This is a genomic window from Streptomyces sp. NPDC056231, from assembly GCF_048270745.1.
In the GTDB taxonomy this organism is placed as follows: Bacteria; Actinomycetota; Actinomycetes; order Streptomycetales; family Streptomycetaceae; genus Streptomyces.
Map to the genome: position 1 here is coordinate 98,687 of NZ_JBLVKW010000020.1, position 16,103 is coordinate 114,789.

Genomic DNA, 16,103 nt, shown 5'->3' on the forward strand with positions numbered 1-16,103 from the left:
GGACGGTGGCCAAGGAGTGGCAGCCCGGCAACGACTCCGACGGCAACGGCGAGGAGGGCGGCTCCGGCGACGAAGGCGGCTACGGCGGCCGGGGCGGCGGCGAGGGCGGCTACAACGGCGGCCACGGCGAGAGCGGCAAGCCCCGCGGTGGCGTCCACACCGGTGGCGGCGGGACCGCGATGACCGGTGGCGGTCTGGCTGCCGGTTCGGCGTTGCTCATCGGTGGGCTCGGCGTCGGTGCGTACAAGATGCGCCGCCGTCAGGCGCCGGGCGGCGCGGTGGCCTGAACGAACTGAACCGCTGATCTCGCGCAGCTGTCGCGGTCGCCGTCCCCCCGGGGCGGCGACCGCGGCGGCTGCGTTTCCCCGGTTCTACCGGCTTACCGAGCACCAACTGACTGATGCCACCCAGCAGAAGGAAAGAAGAAAGGCACGCTCACATGGCCGCCCCGCAGTCGTCCGATTCCGCCCCCTCCCGGCCCGATTCCCCCGCCATCGGCCGCGCCCTGCTCTGGCCCGCGGCAGCGACAGGGCTGGGCCTGCTCCTGATCTACAACTCCCTCGGCATCTCGGACGACAACAAGCCGTTGACCACCCCCGCGGTGCTCGCACCCGCCGTCCCCGGGCCCGGCGTTCCGGGAGCCCCGGCAGCCGGCGCCCCAGCCCCCAGCGCCCCAGCCCCCAGCGCCCCCTCGGCCTCCGCTTCCAGCCAGGGGCTGTCGATGACCCGTTCCAAGCCGAAGCGGCTCCGGATCCCGACGATCGCCGTCGACGCCCCCTTCACCCCCCTGTCCATCGGTCCGACCGGACAGCTCGACGCCCCGCCCCCCAACGACAAGAACCTGGTGGGCTGGTTCAAGGACGGCGTGACGCCCGGTGAGCGCGGCGCGTCCATCGTCGCAGGTCACGTCGATACGACGACCGGCCCGGCGGTGTTCCTGCAGCTTCGGTTCCTGAAACCGGGGGCCACGGTCGACATCACGAGGGCGGATGGCAGCGTCGCCTCGTTCAAGGTCGACTCGGTGGAGACCTTCAGCAAGGCGAACTTCCCCGACAAGCGGGTGTACGCCGACACCCCGTCCGCCCAGCTCCGACTGATCACGTGCGGCGGCAACTACGACAGGAAGGCCAAGGACTACAAGGACAACGTGGTGGTGTTCGCCCATCTCGACAAGGAGACGCGCGCCTGAAACACCGGGACAGCCCCTTGGACCGACCGGCAAGCGGGGTGAGCTCCTCCTAGGTCCTGTCCTGTCGATCTTCGTGGATCAGCCCGGGGCGCCTGGTGCGGCGCATCGCAAGGCGGAGGATCGTCCTCGTACTGGACGTACGTGGGCGAGTCCGACAACGCGGCGAGGTGCCGTGCCAGGGTTCCGGGCCCACGAAGATCGACAGGACAGGACCTAGCCGGCGTTCTCCGTCCGCGCCAACTCCTTGAAGAAGTGATGGCGGGTGTGGCCGCCCGGGAGCCCACCGCCGCTCCCGGTCTCCAGGTAGCCCTGTCGGCGGTAGAAACCGGGCGCCTGGAAGGACATCGACGAGACGATCACGGAGGTGCAGCCGCGCGCCAGAGCCTCGTCCTCGGCGGCGCGCACCAGTCGGGCGCCCCACCCCTCGTGACGCCGGTCGGCCCGCACCCACACTTCGGAGATCCCCGCGCAGCCACCCCAGGTCCAGCCGACCAGCCCCGCCACCAGGTCACCCGCCTCGTCGGTGACCCGCACCGAGAGCCCCCGGTCGTCGTGGGCGCCCGTCGCATCGTTGTTGAAGGCGGTCAGCTCTTCGCTCAGCCGGGCGGAGAGCTCCGCGTCCTCCGCACCGACGCGCAGGTTCACGCCCGCGCTCCGTCCAGTCGTCATGAAGCAGGAGTGTGCCAGCTCCACCGATCCTGCGAAACCGGAATATCTCCAGGTCAGGGAGCGCCGAAGGCTGCCGCACGCCCGGGCTGACGCTACAGCCAGCCCTTCTCGCTCGCGATGCGCACCGCTTCCGCCCGGTTGCGTGCCGCCGTCTTCTGGATCGCCGTGGACAGGTAGTTGCGGACCGTGCCCTGCGACAGATGGAGGGCTGTGGCGATCTCCGCATTGGTGGAACCGTCGGCCGCCGTGCGCAGCACGTCGCGTTCGCGCTCGGTCAGCGGGCTCGCGCCGTCGGCAAGCGCGGCGGCCGCCAGGGTCGGATCGATGACGCGTTCGCCGGCGAGCACCTTCCGTACCGCTATCGCGAGTTGGGACGCCGGAGCGTCCTTCACCAGGAACGCGTCCGCGCCCGACTCCATCGCTCGGCGCAGATAGCCGGGGCGGCCGAACGTCGTGACGACGACGACCTTCACGGCCGGGAGCTCCCGGCGCAGCACGCCCGCCGCTTCGATGCCGGTCATGCCCGGCATCTCGATGTCGAGGAGGGCGACATCGACGGCATTCTCGCGGGCCGCCGCGAGGACCTCGTCACCGCGGGCGACCTGGGCCACCACCTCGATGTCGGGTTCCAGGCCGAGCAGCGCCGCAAGGGCCTCACGCACCATGGACTGGTCCTCGGCAAGGAGGAGTCTGATCATGCTCATTCACCGGATCCTAGGGCGGATCCGAGCGGAACACTGAGTGTGAGGGTGAAGCCTTTGCCGGAAGCGGAGCTGGTGGCCCGGGTGGTCAGCGTGCCGTCGACAGTGGCGAGTCGTTCGCTGATGCCGGTGAGGCCGTTTCCCGGCTTCGTTCCGGAGCCGCCCCGGCCGTCATCCTCCACCGTGAGTTCGAGGACCCGGCCGTCGAGCGTCTGCCGGGGGGTGAGCGTGACCGCGCAGCGGCGGGCGCCGCTGTGGCGTACGACATTGGTGACGGCTTCCCGCAGCGCCCAGGCGAGGACCTCCTCCGGCTTCTCGGTGAGCTCGGCGGGGGCGTCCGCCGGGATGTCGGCGACGATGCCCGCGGCGGCGAGTGCGGTACGGGCCCCGGCGAGTTCGCCGGGGAGGGTGGGCCGCCGGTAGCCGGTGACCGCACTGCGGACGTCCACCAGCGCCTGGCGGCTGACCTGTTCGATGTCGGCGACCTGGAGCGCCGCCTGGTCGGGGTGGTCGGGAAGCATCCGCCCCGCCAGCTCGCTCTTGAGCGTGATCAGGGAGAGGGAGTGGCCGAGCAGGTCGTGCAGATCGCGGGCGAGCCGCAGCCGTTCCTCGTTGGCGGCGAGCTGGGCGACAGTGGCGCGGGCCTCGCGCAGCTCGATCGTCGTGCGGATCATCTGCCGTACGCCGGTCATGGCGAACCCGCCGAGCAGAGCGGGGAAGACCAGGGCGGTGATGACATCACCCGGATGGTCGCCGGTCAGGCCGATGCCGACGAGTACGGCGGTGACGACGGGGATCAGCCAGCCGGCGGTCCGCAGGGGCAGGGTGGCCCCGACGGTGACGGAGACGTACACGAAGAGGACCAGCCACGGGGTGCCCAGCGTCAGGGAGAGGACGGCTGCCAGGGTGCCGAGGAAGGCGACCGTCGCCCCGACCCGGCGGCGGTCCAGCGCCTTCGAGGTGTGCCGGAAGACCAGGACCAGGTACGTCCCGACGAAGACCAGCAGGCCGAGGGCGCCGAGCGCAGCGGCCCATGGGGTGTGGTTGCCGTCGATGAGGTCCTTGAGGGGGGCGCCCATGAACGCGAGCCAGATGCCGATCCAGAGCAGCTTGACGCCCACCTGACGGCGGTTGGCCGGCGAGCGCCCGATCCCCACGAACGTCTCGTCGTCGTTCACGCCTTCAGGGTGTCCTTCCGGTAGAGCCAGGCCGCGCCACCCGCGAAGAGCAGGAAGTAGGCGCAGAGGATGGCGACGTCCTTGGCATGCGGCGAGCCGCCCATCTCGACTGCCTGGCCAAGTGCAGCGTACGCGTGGGTGGGCAGCCACTCGGAAATGTTCTGAAGCCACTGCGGGAAGGTCGCGCTCGGCATCCACAGGCCGCCGAGGATCGACAGACCGAAATAGATGATCATGGTGATCGGGCGGACCGCGTCCCCGCTGGCGATGTAGCCGATGGCGACCCCGAGTGCGGCGAAGACCAGCGATCCGGCCCAGATGACCCCGATCAGCGCGAACCACTGCCAGGTCTCCATCCGTACGTGCTTGACGACGGCGGCGACCAGGAACACGACCACGATGCACGGCAGGGTGACCATCGCGGCGCTGGCGATCTTCGCGAGGACGTAGCCGCGGCTGGGCAGCGGGGTGAGGCGCAGCTGGCGGACCCAGCCCTTCTCGCGCTCCTTGGCGATGCGCTCGCTGTTACCCATGAGGACGGCGGTCAGCGCACCGAAGGAGGCCATCGAGACCATGAAGAACGCCTGCATGGTCAGATCGGTGTGCGGGACCTTGTCCGTGGTGTTCCGGGTGCCGGAGATCAGCAGGTAGATGAACGACGGATAAATGACCGAGAAGAACATGAACTTCTTGTTCCGCAGGGTGCGGGTCACTTCGAGTTTGATGAGCGCCCACGAGAAGAAATTCAGCATGCGGTCCTGGCCTCCTCGGCCTCGGTGATGGCGACGAAGGCCTGCTCCAGGCCGAGTCCTGCGACTTCGAGTTCGCGCGGGTAGAGACCGAGTGCGTAGACCGCGTGGACGGTCGCGTCGGCGTTGTGCGACTGGATACGGACCCGGTTGCCGCTGACGTCGAGCACGGACAGGAACGGCAGTCCGCGCAGGGCCGATTCGTCGATCGGGCCCTCCAGTTCGAACGAGATCCGGCGGGCCCCGGCCTTCGCCTTGATCTCGGCGGCGGTGCCGTCGGCGAGAAGCCGGCCCTTGTGGAGGACGAGCACGCGGTCGGCGATCGCGTCGGCCTCTTCGAGGTAGTGGGTGGCGAACAGGACGGTACGGCCCTGGTCGGCCTGTTCCCGCATGGTGGCCCAGAACGCCTGGCGGGCGGTGACGTCCATGCCGGTGGTCGGCTCGTCGAGGACGATCAGGTCACTGGCCCCCGCGGTGGCGAGCGCGAACCGTACGCGCTGCTCCTGGCCGCCGGAGAGCTTGTTGACCATCCGGTCGGCGATCGACGTGATGCCCGCGCGGGCCAGCACGTCGCCGACCGGGTACGACCGCGGGTGCAGATCGCAGACGAGCCGGACGAGCTCCTCGACGGTGACGTCCTCCATCAGGCCGCCGGTCTGCAGCATCGCGCCGACCCGGCCCTTGGCGATCGCCTCCTGCGGGGACCTGCCGAAGAGCCGGACCGTGCCGGAGTCCGCGGTGCGCAGGCCGAGGAGCAGGTCGAGAGTGGAGGACTTGCCGGCGCCGTTGGGGCCGAGGAGCGCCACGGTCTCGCCGGGGTGCAGGTCGAGGGTGAGCCCGTCGACGGCGCGTACGTCTCCGTACGCCTTGCTGACCTGGTCGAAGCTGACCACTGCGGCGTGCGCGGTGGTGGCTTCGGTGGCTGTCGCTGTCATGCGCACAGCCTGGCGGAGCCGGGTGCCCGCCCGGCAGGGTCACGGGTCGTGAATCGGGGATGACAGATGTCATGCCCCACGCATGACGCCGCCCCCCGGAACGGGAGACGGCGTCATGGGGATCCGTACTTTTGGTGCTATCCGTTGCCGTTGAGGGCGATGGTGGCGGTGCGCTCGGCGGGGGTCTTGCCGAGCAGCGCGGTCTGCATGGCGTGTGCCACGTCGTCCGCACTGAGCTGGTGCTTCTGGCCGTCACCCTTGGTGATCATGATGCCGTCGAAGACGCCGTCACAGAGGGTGTCGATCGCGGACTTGTCGTAGACCTCGACCAGCCGGCCGTCGACCGCCTTCATGGAGAGGATCTGCGGCAGCGACTTTGCCGGTCCGAACTGGATCTGCTTCGCCCCCGCCTTGATCGTGATCAGGCCGGACATCGCGGGCTTCGCGAAGTCCTTCATCGCCCGGTCCAGTTCGGCCTGGGCGATGGTGGGCTGGCGGGTGGTGACGGGCAGTTGGACCGTGGCCGGCTTGCCCGTCTGCACCTGGGCGCGGTACGCGTCCCGCACCGAGATCATCGACCTGTTGACGTCCAGCGTCTTGCCCACCTTGCCGGGGACCGCGACGGCCCTGCCCGGCTCGAACTTGATCGTGCCGTCGTTGGCGGAGCCGGACACTCCCGCCAGGTCCGTCAGCGCGACCCCGAGCTTCTCCTCGTCGACCGGGATCACCGGGTCGGCCTTGCGCTCGGCACCGAAGAGGGAGCCGATCACGGAGACCGGGTTGTAGTCGCTGCCCGCGGCGCCGCGCACGGTCTCCACACTGTCCAGCGCGAGACCGGCCTTCTCCGGGGCGAGCTTCTCGCTCTTGCCGTCGACGGAGAGCTGGAGAGGGGTCTTGGCGCGCTCGCCGAGAGCCGCGTCCAGCTTGGCGACGGCCTGCTCCTTCGTGCCGCCGCCGATGTCGACGCCGAGGACGGTGGTGCCCTTGGGAACCTCGGAGTGGTTCATCAGCAGCCCCGCGCCGTAGGCCACACCGGCCAGGACAACGACGCCCGCGCCGAGCAGGACCGGCTTCGAGCGGCCCTTCTTCTTCGCGGGGGCAGGGCCGGCGGGGGCGGGCGTCCGGGCGGCGGGGCCGCCCGGTCCTGCCGGTCCGCTGCCCATCGGGTCGTTCGGGTTCCGGGGCGACAGGTCGGCACGCGGGCCGGGCCCCCCCGGGCCGCCCGCGTTCGAGAACGGGGACGGGGCGGACGCCGAGCGGCGCTCCGGCGGGACGGCAGGGATACCGCTGTTGAGCGTCTCCCCCGAGACATGGCCGCCGGGGCCGGGCGGTGCGAACTGCGGCGTGAGGATGGCCGTGTCGTCGGACATCCGCGGGGGTACGCCACCGGGGGCGCCGGGAGCGGACGGTCCGCCGGGATGCGTCTGGCCCGCACCCGGAACCGCCGGGCCGGAGCCGGGGCCGAAGCCGTCCGGTCCGCCGAGGGGGGAGGTCAGGGACGAGGTGCCGGTGACCGGGCCGGTCGTCGGGCCGGACGGGCCCGGCGTACGCACACCGAGATTCGGCGTGGCACGCGGCCCGCCCGGGGCCGCGGAGTCGTCGCCGGGGCGGGGTGCGCCCTGGTCGCCGGTGCGCTGCGGGCCTTCCGAGAAGTACGGCAGATCGGCGCGCGGCGGGGTGGGAGCACCGGACCCGGCATCCCCGCCCGCACCGGCGGATCCGGCGGCGGCACTGCCGGCCGGGCCGGCCGCGGCGTCGACCACCGACGTGTTCGTCGGTGCCTTGCGCGGGGCGAACCAGTCGCTGCTGCTCTTCTCCCTGGCCGGCTTCTCGGCGCCCGGCTCCGCGCTCGCCGAGCCGTCTCTCACGTCGGCGGCCGGTCCGCCCGGCGCACCCGGCCCGCTCGACGCGCCGCCCGACGCGGGTGCTCCCGGGCGCGGCGTGCTGCCCGTGCGCTCACGCGAGGCGTCCGTGTCGGCGTCGCTCATCGGCGTACGCATCACCACCGGCGGGATGGGCCGCGAGCCGGGGATGTTGATCCGGATACGCGTCGTCAGCGTCGTCTCGGTCCTCGGCTCTTCGGACTGAGGCGGGCTCGCAGGCTCCGGGGTCTCCTCCGGGGCGTCCTGCGAAGGGTGCAGCGACGGATACTGGCGTGATCCGTACGGCGGCGTACCCGAGGGATACGCGGCTCCCCCGCGCCCCTTGGCGCCGGTGGACGAACTGTCAGTTTCACGACTCAAAGCAGGTTCTCCCGATTGGCTCCGCCGCCCGTACTTCCCCCATGCCGCAGGCCAGGGGACGGCTCGGCGCGCGAACCACCATACTGGCCGCCACCGACAGACACCCCGCGACCGGGGGAAACGACGGTGCGCCTCCCGGATGGACAGGGGGCATTACGGGATCGGACGTGGCACATTACTTGCCAGGTCGGCCGTTGTCGGCGCCCTGTTGGGGCGACCGCGACATGGTGGCACACATCACAGCGACGGCCATCCCTCCCAGCATGAAGAGGGTGAGCCCCAGTTCGTCTCCGAAGACGTAGTCGCCCTCCGGCCGCCCACCGAGCAGAACAATCACCGAAATCAGCCAGCCCGCGGCCGGCGCGAGGGCGCCGGTCTGGGTCCCGATGAGCAGGCGGCCTCCGTAGAACAGTCCGGCGCAGGCCACCAGTGCGAGCAGCAAACCGCCCGGGAACCAGGCGGCTTGGACCAACGCTCCGGCGAGCCCGACGAGCGCACCGAGGACCGCGAGGCCCAGGTAGGCCCAGATGCGGCCCGGTTTCAGGGGTGCGGCGAGACCGGTGGGCGCGGGCTCCGGGGGTGGGGTGCCGGTGCGGGGACGACGCTGCTTGCCGCTGCTCATGACCGTGCTCCCGACTCAGCCCCTGGCACGTCCTCCGCACCCGATGCGCCCGGTACGCCTGCGAAGAGATCGTGTTCCCGTGCACCCGCGGGCGCTCCGGATGTTCCGCGTACCAACTCGTAGTACTCGGTGGTGAAGACGGGCTGACCCAGATCGTTCGAGAGGGCGAAGAACGGGCCGTCCACGGCGATCTGGGTGCGGTGTGCCCGCATCGCGGCCGTCTTGGCCCCCGCGTGGGCGGCACCGTTGATCTCCGTGGTGATCCGAGTGTCGTTCACCACACCCGGTACGTCGTTGATCGCGGCGATCCCCGGGAAGGCGTCGGGAGCCGTCGAGCGCAGCCGCGCGAAGGCCTGTTCGGCGACGGAGCGCGGCACCCGGTTCCAGTAGATCTTGTCGATGGCGTGCGGGGCACCGGGTCCGTCGCGGTACGCGGGGTCGGCCGCCAGGTCCGCGGCGCGCATCGCGACACGGTGCGCCTGGATGTGGTCGGGGTGCCCGTACCCGCCGTCGGGGTCATACGTGACGAGGACCTGCGGGCGTACCGAGCGGATCACCTCCACGAGGTACCCGGCGGCCTCGTCCACGTCCGTGTTCCAGAAGGAGCCGGGGCGGTGATTCTGCTCTGCGCCCATCATCCCGGAGTCGCGGAACCGTCCGGGTCCGCCGAGAAAACGGTGGTCGGTGACCCCGAGCTCCTTCATCGCGGCAGCAAGTTCACCGATGCGGTGGTCGCCCAGGGTGTCGTCCCGGTCGGCCGCGAGATGGGCGAGTTCGGGCGGGATGACCTCGCCCTCCTCGCCACGCGTGCAGGTCACCAGAGTGACCCGGGCGCCCTGGGCCGCGTACAGGGCCATGGTGGCGCCATTGTTGATCGACTCGTCGTCGGGGTGCGCATGCACCAGGAGCAGACGACGGGCGGGAAGGTCCGTCATGGGACCCACCCTACGAGCCGACTGCCCTGTGGGCCGACCACGGAGGGGGCCGGAGCCCGTCGCAGCCACGCCTGCCGGGCCCCGCGCGCCCGGCATGATCCGAAGGGGCCCCGGATCAGAACCTGATGTCGCCGATCATGCCGGCCACATTCGTGGTCAGCTCCGAGATGGTGGGTGCCATGGACGAACTCGCGAGATAGAAACCGAGCAGCATGCAGACCACCGCATGTCCGCCCTTCAGTCCGGCTTTCCGGATCAGCAGGAAGACGACGATCGCCAGCAGCACCACCGCCGAAATCGAGAGTGCCACGGCGGTTCACCTCCATCAGTACGGTCGGGACGGGCAGCACACATGGAGCCAGCAGGTTCATACCCACCGAGCGCTATGGATCATAACTATCCGTGCCATCGCATTGATCGGGGCACAGCAGCACAAGGGGGCGCACGACCGGGCGGTCGGGCGCCGTATCCGGTTCCGTGGTTCCCGCTCCGATCAGGCCCTAGGGTTCGGGAGTATGACTTCGCAGAAGCTCTCGTTTCCCCGTCAGCACGCCAGAACGCAGCGGTTCACCCTCGGTGCTCCGCGGGCGTTCACCGTCTCACCGGACGGGGAGCGGGTGATCTTCCTGCGGTCGGCCTCCGGCACGGACCGCGCCAACCGGCTGTGGGTGCTGGACCTGGCGGACGGTTCCACGCCGAAGGAGCGGGTCGTCGCCGACCCCGAGGCGCTGCTGGGCGGTTCGGCGGAGAAGCTGTCGCCGCAGGAGCGGGCGCGGCGCGAGCGGAGCCGCGAGGGGTCCGCGGGGATCGTCGGCTATGCGGTCGACTCCGCAGCCGAGTTGGCGGCTTTCGCGCTCTCCGGAAAGGTGTACGTCGCCGAGTTGAGGGCCGGGACGGCCCGCGCGCTGCCGGTGCCGGGCCCGGTGCTGGACCCGCGCCCGTCGCCCGACGGGCGCCATGTCGCGTACGTATCGAAGGGCGCATTGCGCGTCGTGGGGGCGGAGGGTGACGGGGACCGGGCGCTCGCGGAACCGGAGGACGCGCACATCTCGTACGGCCTCGCGGAGTTCATCGCGGCCGAGGAGATGCAGCGGTCGCGCGGCTTCTGGTGGTCGCCGGAGTCGGACCGGCTACTGGTGGCCAGGGTCGACGACAGTGCGGTGAAGCGGTGGTGGATCGCCGACCCGGCACACCCCGACCGCAAGCCCGCCGAGGTCGCGTACCCGGCGGCGGGGACACCCAACGCGGAGGTACGGCTTCTGGTGACGGACCTGGACGGGGCCCGTACCGAGGTGGTGTGGGACCGGGCCCGGTATCCGTATCTGGCGCAGGTGCACTGGTCGTCGGACGGCGCCCCGCTGATCCTGGTGCAGGCCCGTGACCAGCGCAGTCAGCTCTTTCTCGCGGTGGACACGGAGAGCGGTGCGACGCGCACGGTTCACGTCGACGAGGACCCGGTGTGGCTGGACCTGTTCCCCGGGGTACCCGCGTGGGCGCCGGACGGGCGCCTCGTGCGGATCGTCGACGAGGGCGGGGCGCGGGTCCTCGCGGTCGGTGACCGGCCGCTCACCGGGGCGCAGTTGCAGATCCAGGCGGTCCTGGACATCGGTGAGTCGGACGTCCTGGTGTCGGCTTCGGCGGGCGAGGACGCGACGGAGCCGGAGATCGGGCAGAGCCATGTCTACCGGGTCAATGAACTGGGCGTGGAGCGGCTCTCCGAGGGGGCGGGGGTGCACTCCGCGGTCCGGGCGGGCGAGGTGACCGTGCTGGTCTCGACGTCGCCGGAGCGGCCCGGCACGGAGGTGCGGGTGCTCCGGAGCGGCAAGCAGGTCGCGACGGTCTCGAACCACGCGGAGGAGCCGGTTCTGACGGCCCGGGTGCAGTTCACCGAGGGGGGCGCACGGCGGATTCCGTGCGCCGTGCTGCTCCCCACCGGCTATCAGGAGTCGGATGGCCCGCTTCCGGTCCTGATGGATCCGTACGGTGGACCGCACGGGCGGCGGGTCCTCGCCGCCCATAATCCGCACCTGACGTCGCAGTGGTTCGCCGATCAGGGCTTCGCGGTCGTCGTCGCGGACGGCCGCGGAGCACCGGGGCGCTCACCCGGCTGGGAGAAGGCGGTCAAGAACAATTTCGCCCTCAGCCTCGACGACCAGGTGGACGCGCTGCACGCGCTCGCCGAAAGGTTCCCGCTGGATCTCTCCAGGGTGGCGATCCGCGGCTGGTCGTACGGCGGATACCTGGCGGCCATGGCCGCGCTCCGGCGGCCGGACGTCTTCCATGCGGCAGTGGTGGGTGCGCCGGTGACCGACCTGCGGCTGTACGACACGCACTACACCGAGCGCTATCTCGGCGATCCGGCCGAGCAGCCCGAGGTGTACGCGTACAACTCGCTCCTCACCGACGACGGGCTGTCCGAGGCCGCGGACCAGGTCCGGCCGATGATGATCATCCACGGGCTGGCGGACGACAACGTGGTGGTCGCGCACTCGCTGCGGCTGTCATCGGCGCTGCTCTCGGCCGGGCGGCCGCACGAGGTGCTGCCGCTGAGCGGGGTCACGCACATGACTCCGCAGGAGCAGGTTGCGGAGAATCTGCTGCTGTTGCAGGTGGACTTCCTGAAGCGGGCACTGGGGCTGGACAGGTAGGCGGGCGCGCCGTCCTCCGGCTCCCTCCGGGCTCGAAGGCCCGGAGGGAGCCCCTCGACGCCTTCCGACGGCCCGGCGGGCCCTACCCGGCCCGGTGGGGGCTGGGAGGGCGGCGGGGGCCCGAACAGACCGGGCTGCGGGTAGCCGTGGCGCCGGTCCTGGGCAGTGGGGGCGGGGTCGGGTGCAGCCGGCTCAGTCGTCGGGTGCAGCCGGCTCACCGGGCCCGCCCTGCTCCTCCGGCGGCACCACCTGCTTCTCCTCCGCGAAATGGCACGCCGAATCGTGTGCTGCCGCGGTGTCCGTCAGGCGGAAGACGGCCGGGACCGCGAGCAGCGGCACCTCCACTGCGCACCGCTCCTGCGCCTTCCAGCAGCGGGTACGGAAGCGGCAGCCGGACGGCGGGTTGGCCGGGGACGGCACGTCGCCGTGCAGGATGATCCGCTCGCGGTACGCGCGCGCCATCGGGTCCGGCACCGGCACCGCGGACAGCAGAGCCTGGGTGTACGGGTGCGTGGGGTGCTCGTAGATCTGCTCGTCCGTACCGATCTCGGCGAGCCTGCCCAGGTACATCACGCCCACCCGGTCGGAGATGTGCCGGACGATCGAGAGATCGTGCGCGATGAAGACGTAACTCAGGTTGAACTCCGCCTGCAGCCGGTCGAGCAGGTTGATGACCTGGGCCTGTACGGAGACGTCGAGGGCCGAGACCGGTTCGTCGGCGACGATGATCTCGGGGTGGAGGGCCAGCCCGCGGGCGATGCCGATGCGCTGGCGCTGGCCGCCGGAGAACTGGTGCGGATAGCGGTTGATGTACTCCGGGTTGAGGCCGACTACATCGAGCAGGTCCTGCACCTTGCGCCGCCGCTCGCCCTTGGGCGCGACCTCGGGGTGGATCTCGTACGGCTCCCCGATGATGTCGCCGACCGTCATCCGCGGATTGAGCGAGGTGTACGGGTCCTGGAACACCATCTGGATATTGCGCCGCACGGCCTTCAGCGCGCGCCCGGACAGCTTGGTGATGTCCTCGCCCTTGTACTTGATCGCGCCGGACGTCGGCTGCTCCAGATGGACGAGCATCTTGGCGACGGTCGACTTGCCGCAGCCGGACTCCCCCACGATGCCGAGGGTCTCGCCCACGGCCAGCTCGAACGAGACACCGTCGACCGCCTTGACCGCACCGATCTGCTTCTTGATCAGGATGCCCTGGGTCAGCGGGTAGTGCTTGACGAGGTCGATGACCTCCAGAATGGGTTCGCCGCCCGTGCGAATGCCCCCCTGTTCAGCGCGCATCGAGCGTCTCCTTCCAGAAGTAGCAGGCGCTCTCACGGTGTTCGGCCACCTCGAACAGCGGCGGCACCTCGCCGCGGCAGATCTCCTGGGCCATCGGGCAGCGCGGGTTGAAGGCGCAGCCGGGCGGGATGCGCAGCAGGTTGGGCGGCAGCCCCTTGATGGCGTACAGCTCCTGGCCCTTCTGGTCCAGCCGCGGAATCGACTGGAGCAGGCCCTTGGTGTACGGGTGGGCGGGCGCCTTGTAGATCTCGTGGACGGGGGCCGACTCGACGATCCGGCCCGCATACATCACGGCGATGTAGTCGGCGACATCGGCGACCACACCCAGGTCGTGGGTGATCAGGATGAGGCCCATGTTGAGCTCGCGCTGGAGCTCGGCGAGGAGGTCCATCACCTGGGCCTGGACGGTCACATCGAGGGCGGTGGTGGGTTCGTCCGCGATGATCAGCGACGGTTCCAGCGCCAGCGCCATGGCGATCATGATGCGCTGGCGCATGCCGCCGGAGAACTGGTGCGGGTAGTTCCCGGCCCGTTCCTTCGCGGCGGGGATACGGACCCGGTCCATCAGCTCGATGGCCTTCAGCCTGGCGTCCTTGCGGGACGCCCCACGGTGCACCACGAACATCTCGCCGAGCTGTTCCCCCACGCTGAGCACGGGGTTGAGGGAGGACAGGGCGTCCTGGAAGATCATGGCCATCTGCTGACCGCGGACCTTCCGGCGCTCCTCCGCCTTCAGTTTCAGCAGATCGCGGCCCTTGAAGACGATCTCGCCGCCGCTGATCTTCCCGGGGGGCATGTCGAGGATCCCCATGATCGCCTGCGCGGTGACCGACTTGCCGGAGCCGGACTCGCCGAGCACGGCGAGCGTCTCACCTTCGGCCACCGAGTAGTTGACCCCGTTGACAGCCTTGGCCACCCCGTCCCGGGTGTGGAACTCCACGTGCAGATCGCGCACTTCGAGCAACATCGTGGTGGGCTCCTCAGCGCAGCTTGGGGTCGAGGGCGTCGCGGACCGCGTCGCCCAGCATGATGAACGCGAGCACGGTGATCGCCAGCGCCCCGGCGGGCCAGAGCAGCATGTGCGGGGCGTTGCGGATGTACGGGGAGGCTGCGGAGATGTCGATGCCCCAGGAGACCGCCGGTGGTTTCAGTCCGACACCGAGGTACGAGAGGGTCGCCTCCAGCGAGATGTACGTACCGAGGGCGATGGTCGCGACGACGATGACCGGGGCGATGGCGTTCGGGGTGATGTGGCGGAGCATCATCCGGCTGTTGGAGGCGCCGAGCGCGCGGGCCGCCTGCACGTAGTCGTTCTGTTTGGCGGTGATGACCGAGCCGCGGGCGATACGGGCGATCTGCGGCCAGCCCAGCAGGACGATGAAGCCGATCACCGGCCACACGGTGGATCCCGTCACCACGGAGAGGAAGACCAGACCGCCGAGGACGACCGGGATACCGAAGAAGACATCGGTGATACGGGAGAGGACCGAGTCCCACCAGCCGCCGAAGAAGCCGGCCAGCCCGCCCAGGATGCCGCCGAGGAGCGAGACCCCGAGGGTGGCGCAGACGCCGACGGTGACCGAGGCCCTGGCTCCGTAGACGGTACGGGTGTAGACGTCGCAGCCCTGCCCGTCGAAGCCGAACGGATGGCCCGGCTGGGAGCCTTCCTGGGCCTTGCCCAGATCGCAGTTGAGGGGGTCCTGGTCCGCGATCAACGACGGCCAGATCGAGATGATCACCAGGAAGAGGATGATCAGGGCGGAGATGATGAAGACCGGGTTGCGGCGCAGGTCGCGCCAGGCGTCCGACCAGAGACTGCGCGGCTTCTCAGCGGGTCCGGTTCCCTCGGGGCCGCCCGGGGTCTTCTCCAGCGTCTCCCCTTCCCCCATGGCAAGGCCCATCCCCGCACCCGCTCCTCCCGCGGAGATCGCTTCGTCCGGCGTCTGCTCAGGCATAGCGGATCCTCGGGTCGAGTACGGCGTACAGGAGGTCGACGACCAGGTTGGCCGCCAGGAAGACGAGGACCAGGATGGTGACGAACCCGACGACGGTCTGGGAGTTCTGGCGCAGGATGCCCTGGTAGAGCTGGTAGCCGACGCCGTGGATGTTGAAGATGCGCTCGGTGACGATCGCCCCTCCCATCAGGGCGCCCACGTCCGTACCGATGAAGGTGACGACGGGAATCAGCGAGTTGCGCAGCAGGTGCCGGACGACGACCCGGCGCCTGGGGAGACCCTTGGCGACCGCGGTACGGACATAGTCGGCGCGGGCGTTCTCGGCGATCGAGGTCCGGGTGAGCCGGGTGACGTACGCCAGGGAGACGGAGGCGAGAACGAGTCCGGGGACGAGCAGCTCGTTGACCGGCGCCTCCGGGGAGACGGACGGCTTGATGATGCCCCACTGGACACCGAGGAGGAGCTGGAGCAGCAGACCGGTGACGAACGTCGGGACGGAGATCACGACGAGGGTCAGGATCAGCACGGTGGTGTCGACGGGCCGGCCGCGCCGCAGGCCGGTGACGACGCCGAGGCTGATGCCGATGACGATCTCGAAGACGATCGCGACGATGGTGAGCCTGAGGGTGATGGGGAAGGCGGTGGCCATCAGCTCGGTGACCTTCTGGCCGTTGAACGCGGTGCCGAAGTCGCCGGTGAAGACATTGCCCATGTAGGTGAGGTACTGCTGCCAGACCGGCTTATCGAGGCCGAATTCCGCACGGAGTCGGGCAGCGGTCGCAGGATCGCACTGTCGCTCGCCGCAGAGACCCGCGATGGGGTCACCCATCACGTTCACCATGAGGAAGATCAACAGCGTGGTGCCGAAGAAGACCGGGATCATCTGCAGCAGCCGCCGGATCACATAACGTCCCATGAGGGGCTCCGGGGGTCGCGGGGGCAGTTGCTCGGGATGGGGAAGCCGGGTGGCCGGTGCGAGGGTGCACCGG

General features: G+C 70.2%; 15 protein-coding genes and 1 pseudogene. 3 read left to right on the forward strand and 13 right to left on the reverse strand.

Going from position 1 to position 16,103, the window contains the following annotated elements:
* Both ACNPQM_RS18175 and ACNPQM_RS18180 read left to right on the forward strand, forming a co-directional pair.
* Positions 1-287 (forward strand): annotated as a pseudogene (locus ACNPQM_RS18175) (hypothetical protein); the annotation flags it as partial.
* A gap of 152 nt (positions 288-439) precedes the next feature.
* Positions 440-1,189, forward strand: coding sequence for a class F sortase (locus ACNPQM_RS18180; protein WP_418084793.1), 750 nt, complete (start codon positions 440-442; stop codon positions 1,187-1,189).
* 213 nt (positions 1,190-1,402) lie between these two features.
* Here ACNPQM_RS18180 and ACNPQM_RS18185 read toward each other — a convergent pair whose 3' ends face one another.
* From ACNPQM_RS18185 to ACNPQM_RS18225, 9 genes are all read right to left on the reverse strand, one after another.
* Entirely contained in the window at positions 1,403-1,858 is a 456-nt protein-coding gene (locus ACNPQM_RS18185; RefSeq protein WP_358861935.1) for a GNAT family N-acetyltransferase, read from the reverse strand.
* Between the two features lie 92 nt (positions 1,859-1,950).
* Entirely contained in the window at positions 1,951-2,562 is a 612-nt protein-coding gene (locus tag ACNPQM_RS18190; RefSeq protein WP_358861936.1) for a response regulator transcription factor, read from the reverse strand.
* The gene (locus ACNPQM_RS18195; protein WP_418084794.1) at positions 2,559-3,737 is read right to left on the reverse strand and encodes a sensor histidine kinase; all 1,179 of its coding nucleotides are present in this window, start codon (positions 3,735-3,737) and stop codon (positions 2,559-2,561) included. Before ACNPQM_RS18195 ends, ACNPQM_RS18190 begins: the two co-directional genes overlap by 4 nt.
* Positions 3,734-4,489 (reverse strand): ABC transporter permease, encoded by a 756-nt coding sequence (locus ACNPQM_RS18200; RefSeq protein ID WP_358861938.1) that lies wholly within the window; start codon positions 4,487-4,489, stop codon positions 3,734-3,736. The genes ACNPQM_RS18195 and ACNPQM_RS18200 overlap by 4 nt, the downstream gene beginning before the upstream one ends.
* Positions 4,483-5,421 carry an ABC transporter ATP-binding protein gene (locus ACNPQM_RS18205; RefSeq protein WP_418084795.1) on the reverse strand — a complete coding sequence of 313 codons (939 nt, stop codon included), beginning with the start codon at positions 5,419-5,421 and terminating at the stop codon, positions 4,483-4,485. Before ACNPQM_RS18205 ends, ACNPQM_RS18200 begins: the two co-directional genes overlap by 7 nt.
* Before the next feature lie 137 nt (positions 5,422-5,558).
* The gene (locus ACNPQM_RS18210; RefSeq protein ID WP_418084796.1) at positions 5,559-7,664 is read right to left on the reverse strand and encodes a hypothetical protein; all 2,106 of its coding nucleotides are present in this window, start codon (positions 7,662-7,664) and stop codon (positions 5,559-5,561) included.
* A gap of 175 nt (positions 7,665-7,839) precedes the next feature.
* Positions 7,840-8,286 (reverse strand): DUF6113 family protein, encoded by a 447-nt coding sequence (locus tag ACNPQM_RS18215; RefSeq protein WP_418084797.1) that lies wholly within the window; start codon positions 8,284-8,286, stop codon positions 7,840-7,842.
* Positions 8,283-9,221, reverse strand: coding sequence for an N-acetyl-1-D-myo-inositol-2-amino-2-deoxy-alpha-D-glucopyranoside deacetylase (mshB, locus tag ACNPQM_RS18220; RefSeq protein WP_418084798.1), 939 nt, complete (start codon positions 9,219-9,221; stop codon positions 8,283-8,285). Before mshB ends, ACNPQM_RS18215 begins: the two co-directional genes overlap by 4 nt.
* A 115-nt stretch (positions 9,222-9,336) precedes the next feature.
* Positions 9,337-9,531 carry a hypothetical protein gene (locus tag ACNPQM_RS18225; protein WP_358861943.1) on the reverse strand — a complete coding sequence of 65 codons (195 nt, stop codon included), beginning with the start codon at positions 9,529-9,531 and terminating at the stop codon, positions 9,337-9,339.
* Positions 9,532-9,736: 205 nt separating this feature from the next.
* Here ACNPQM_RS18225 and ACNPQM_RS18230 point away from each other — a divergent pair, with 205 nt between their 5' ends.
* The gene (locus tag ACNPQM_RS18230) at positions 9,737-11,869 is read left to right on the forward strand and encodes an alpha/beta fold hydrolase (protein ID WP_418084799.1); all 2,133 of its coding nucleotides are present in this window, start codon (positions 9,737-9,739) and stop codon (positions 11,867-11,869) included.
* Positions 11,870-12,061: 192 nt separating this feature from the next.
* On the opposite strand, the gene ACNPQM_RS18235 is transcribed toward ACNPQM_RS18230, so the two are convergent.
* The 4 genes from ACNPQM_RS18235 to ACNPQM_RS18250 are packed head-to-tail and all read right to left on the reverse strand — an operon-like array spanning position 12,062 to position 16,030.
* Positions 12,062-13,159: an ABC transporter ATP-binding protein gene (locus ACNPQM_RS18235; protein WP_358861945.1), complete on the reverse strand. Its 1,098-nt coding sequence runs from the start codon at positions 13,157-13,159 to the stop codon at positions 12,062-12,064.
* On the reverse strand, positions 13,149-14,126 hold the full coding sequence (locus ACNPQM_RS18240; protein WP_358861946.1) for an ABC transporter ATP-binding protein: 978 nt from the start codon (positions 14,124-14,126) through the stop codon (positions 13,149-13,151). Before ACNPQM_RS18240 ends, ACNPQM_RS18235 begins: the two co-directional genes overlap by 11 nt.
* 13 nt (positions 14,127-14,139) lie before the next feature.
* The gene (locus ACNPQM_RS18245; protein WP_358861947.1) at positions 14,140-15,114 is read right to left on the reverse strand and encodes an ABC transporter permease; all 975 of its coding nucleotides are present in this window, start codon (positions 15,112-15,114) and stop codon (positions 14,140-14,142) included.
* Positions 15,107-16,030 (reverse strand): ABC transporter permease, encoded by a 924-nt coding sequence (locus ACNPQM_RS18250; RefSeq protein WP_358861948.1) that lies wholly within the window; start codon positions 16,028-16,030, stop codon positions 15,107-15,109. The genes ACNPQM_RS18245 and ACNPQM_RS18250 overlap by 8 nt, the downstream gene beginning before the upstream one ends.
* Positions 16,031-16,103 lie beyond the last annotated feature (73 nt).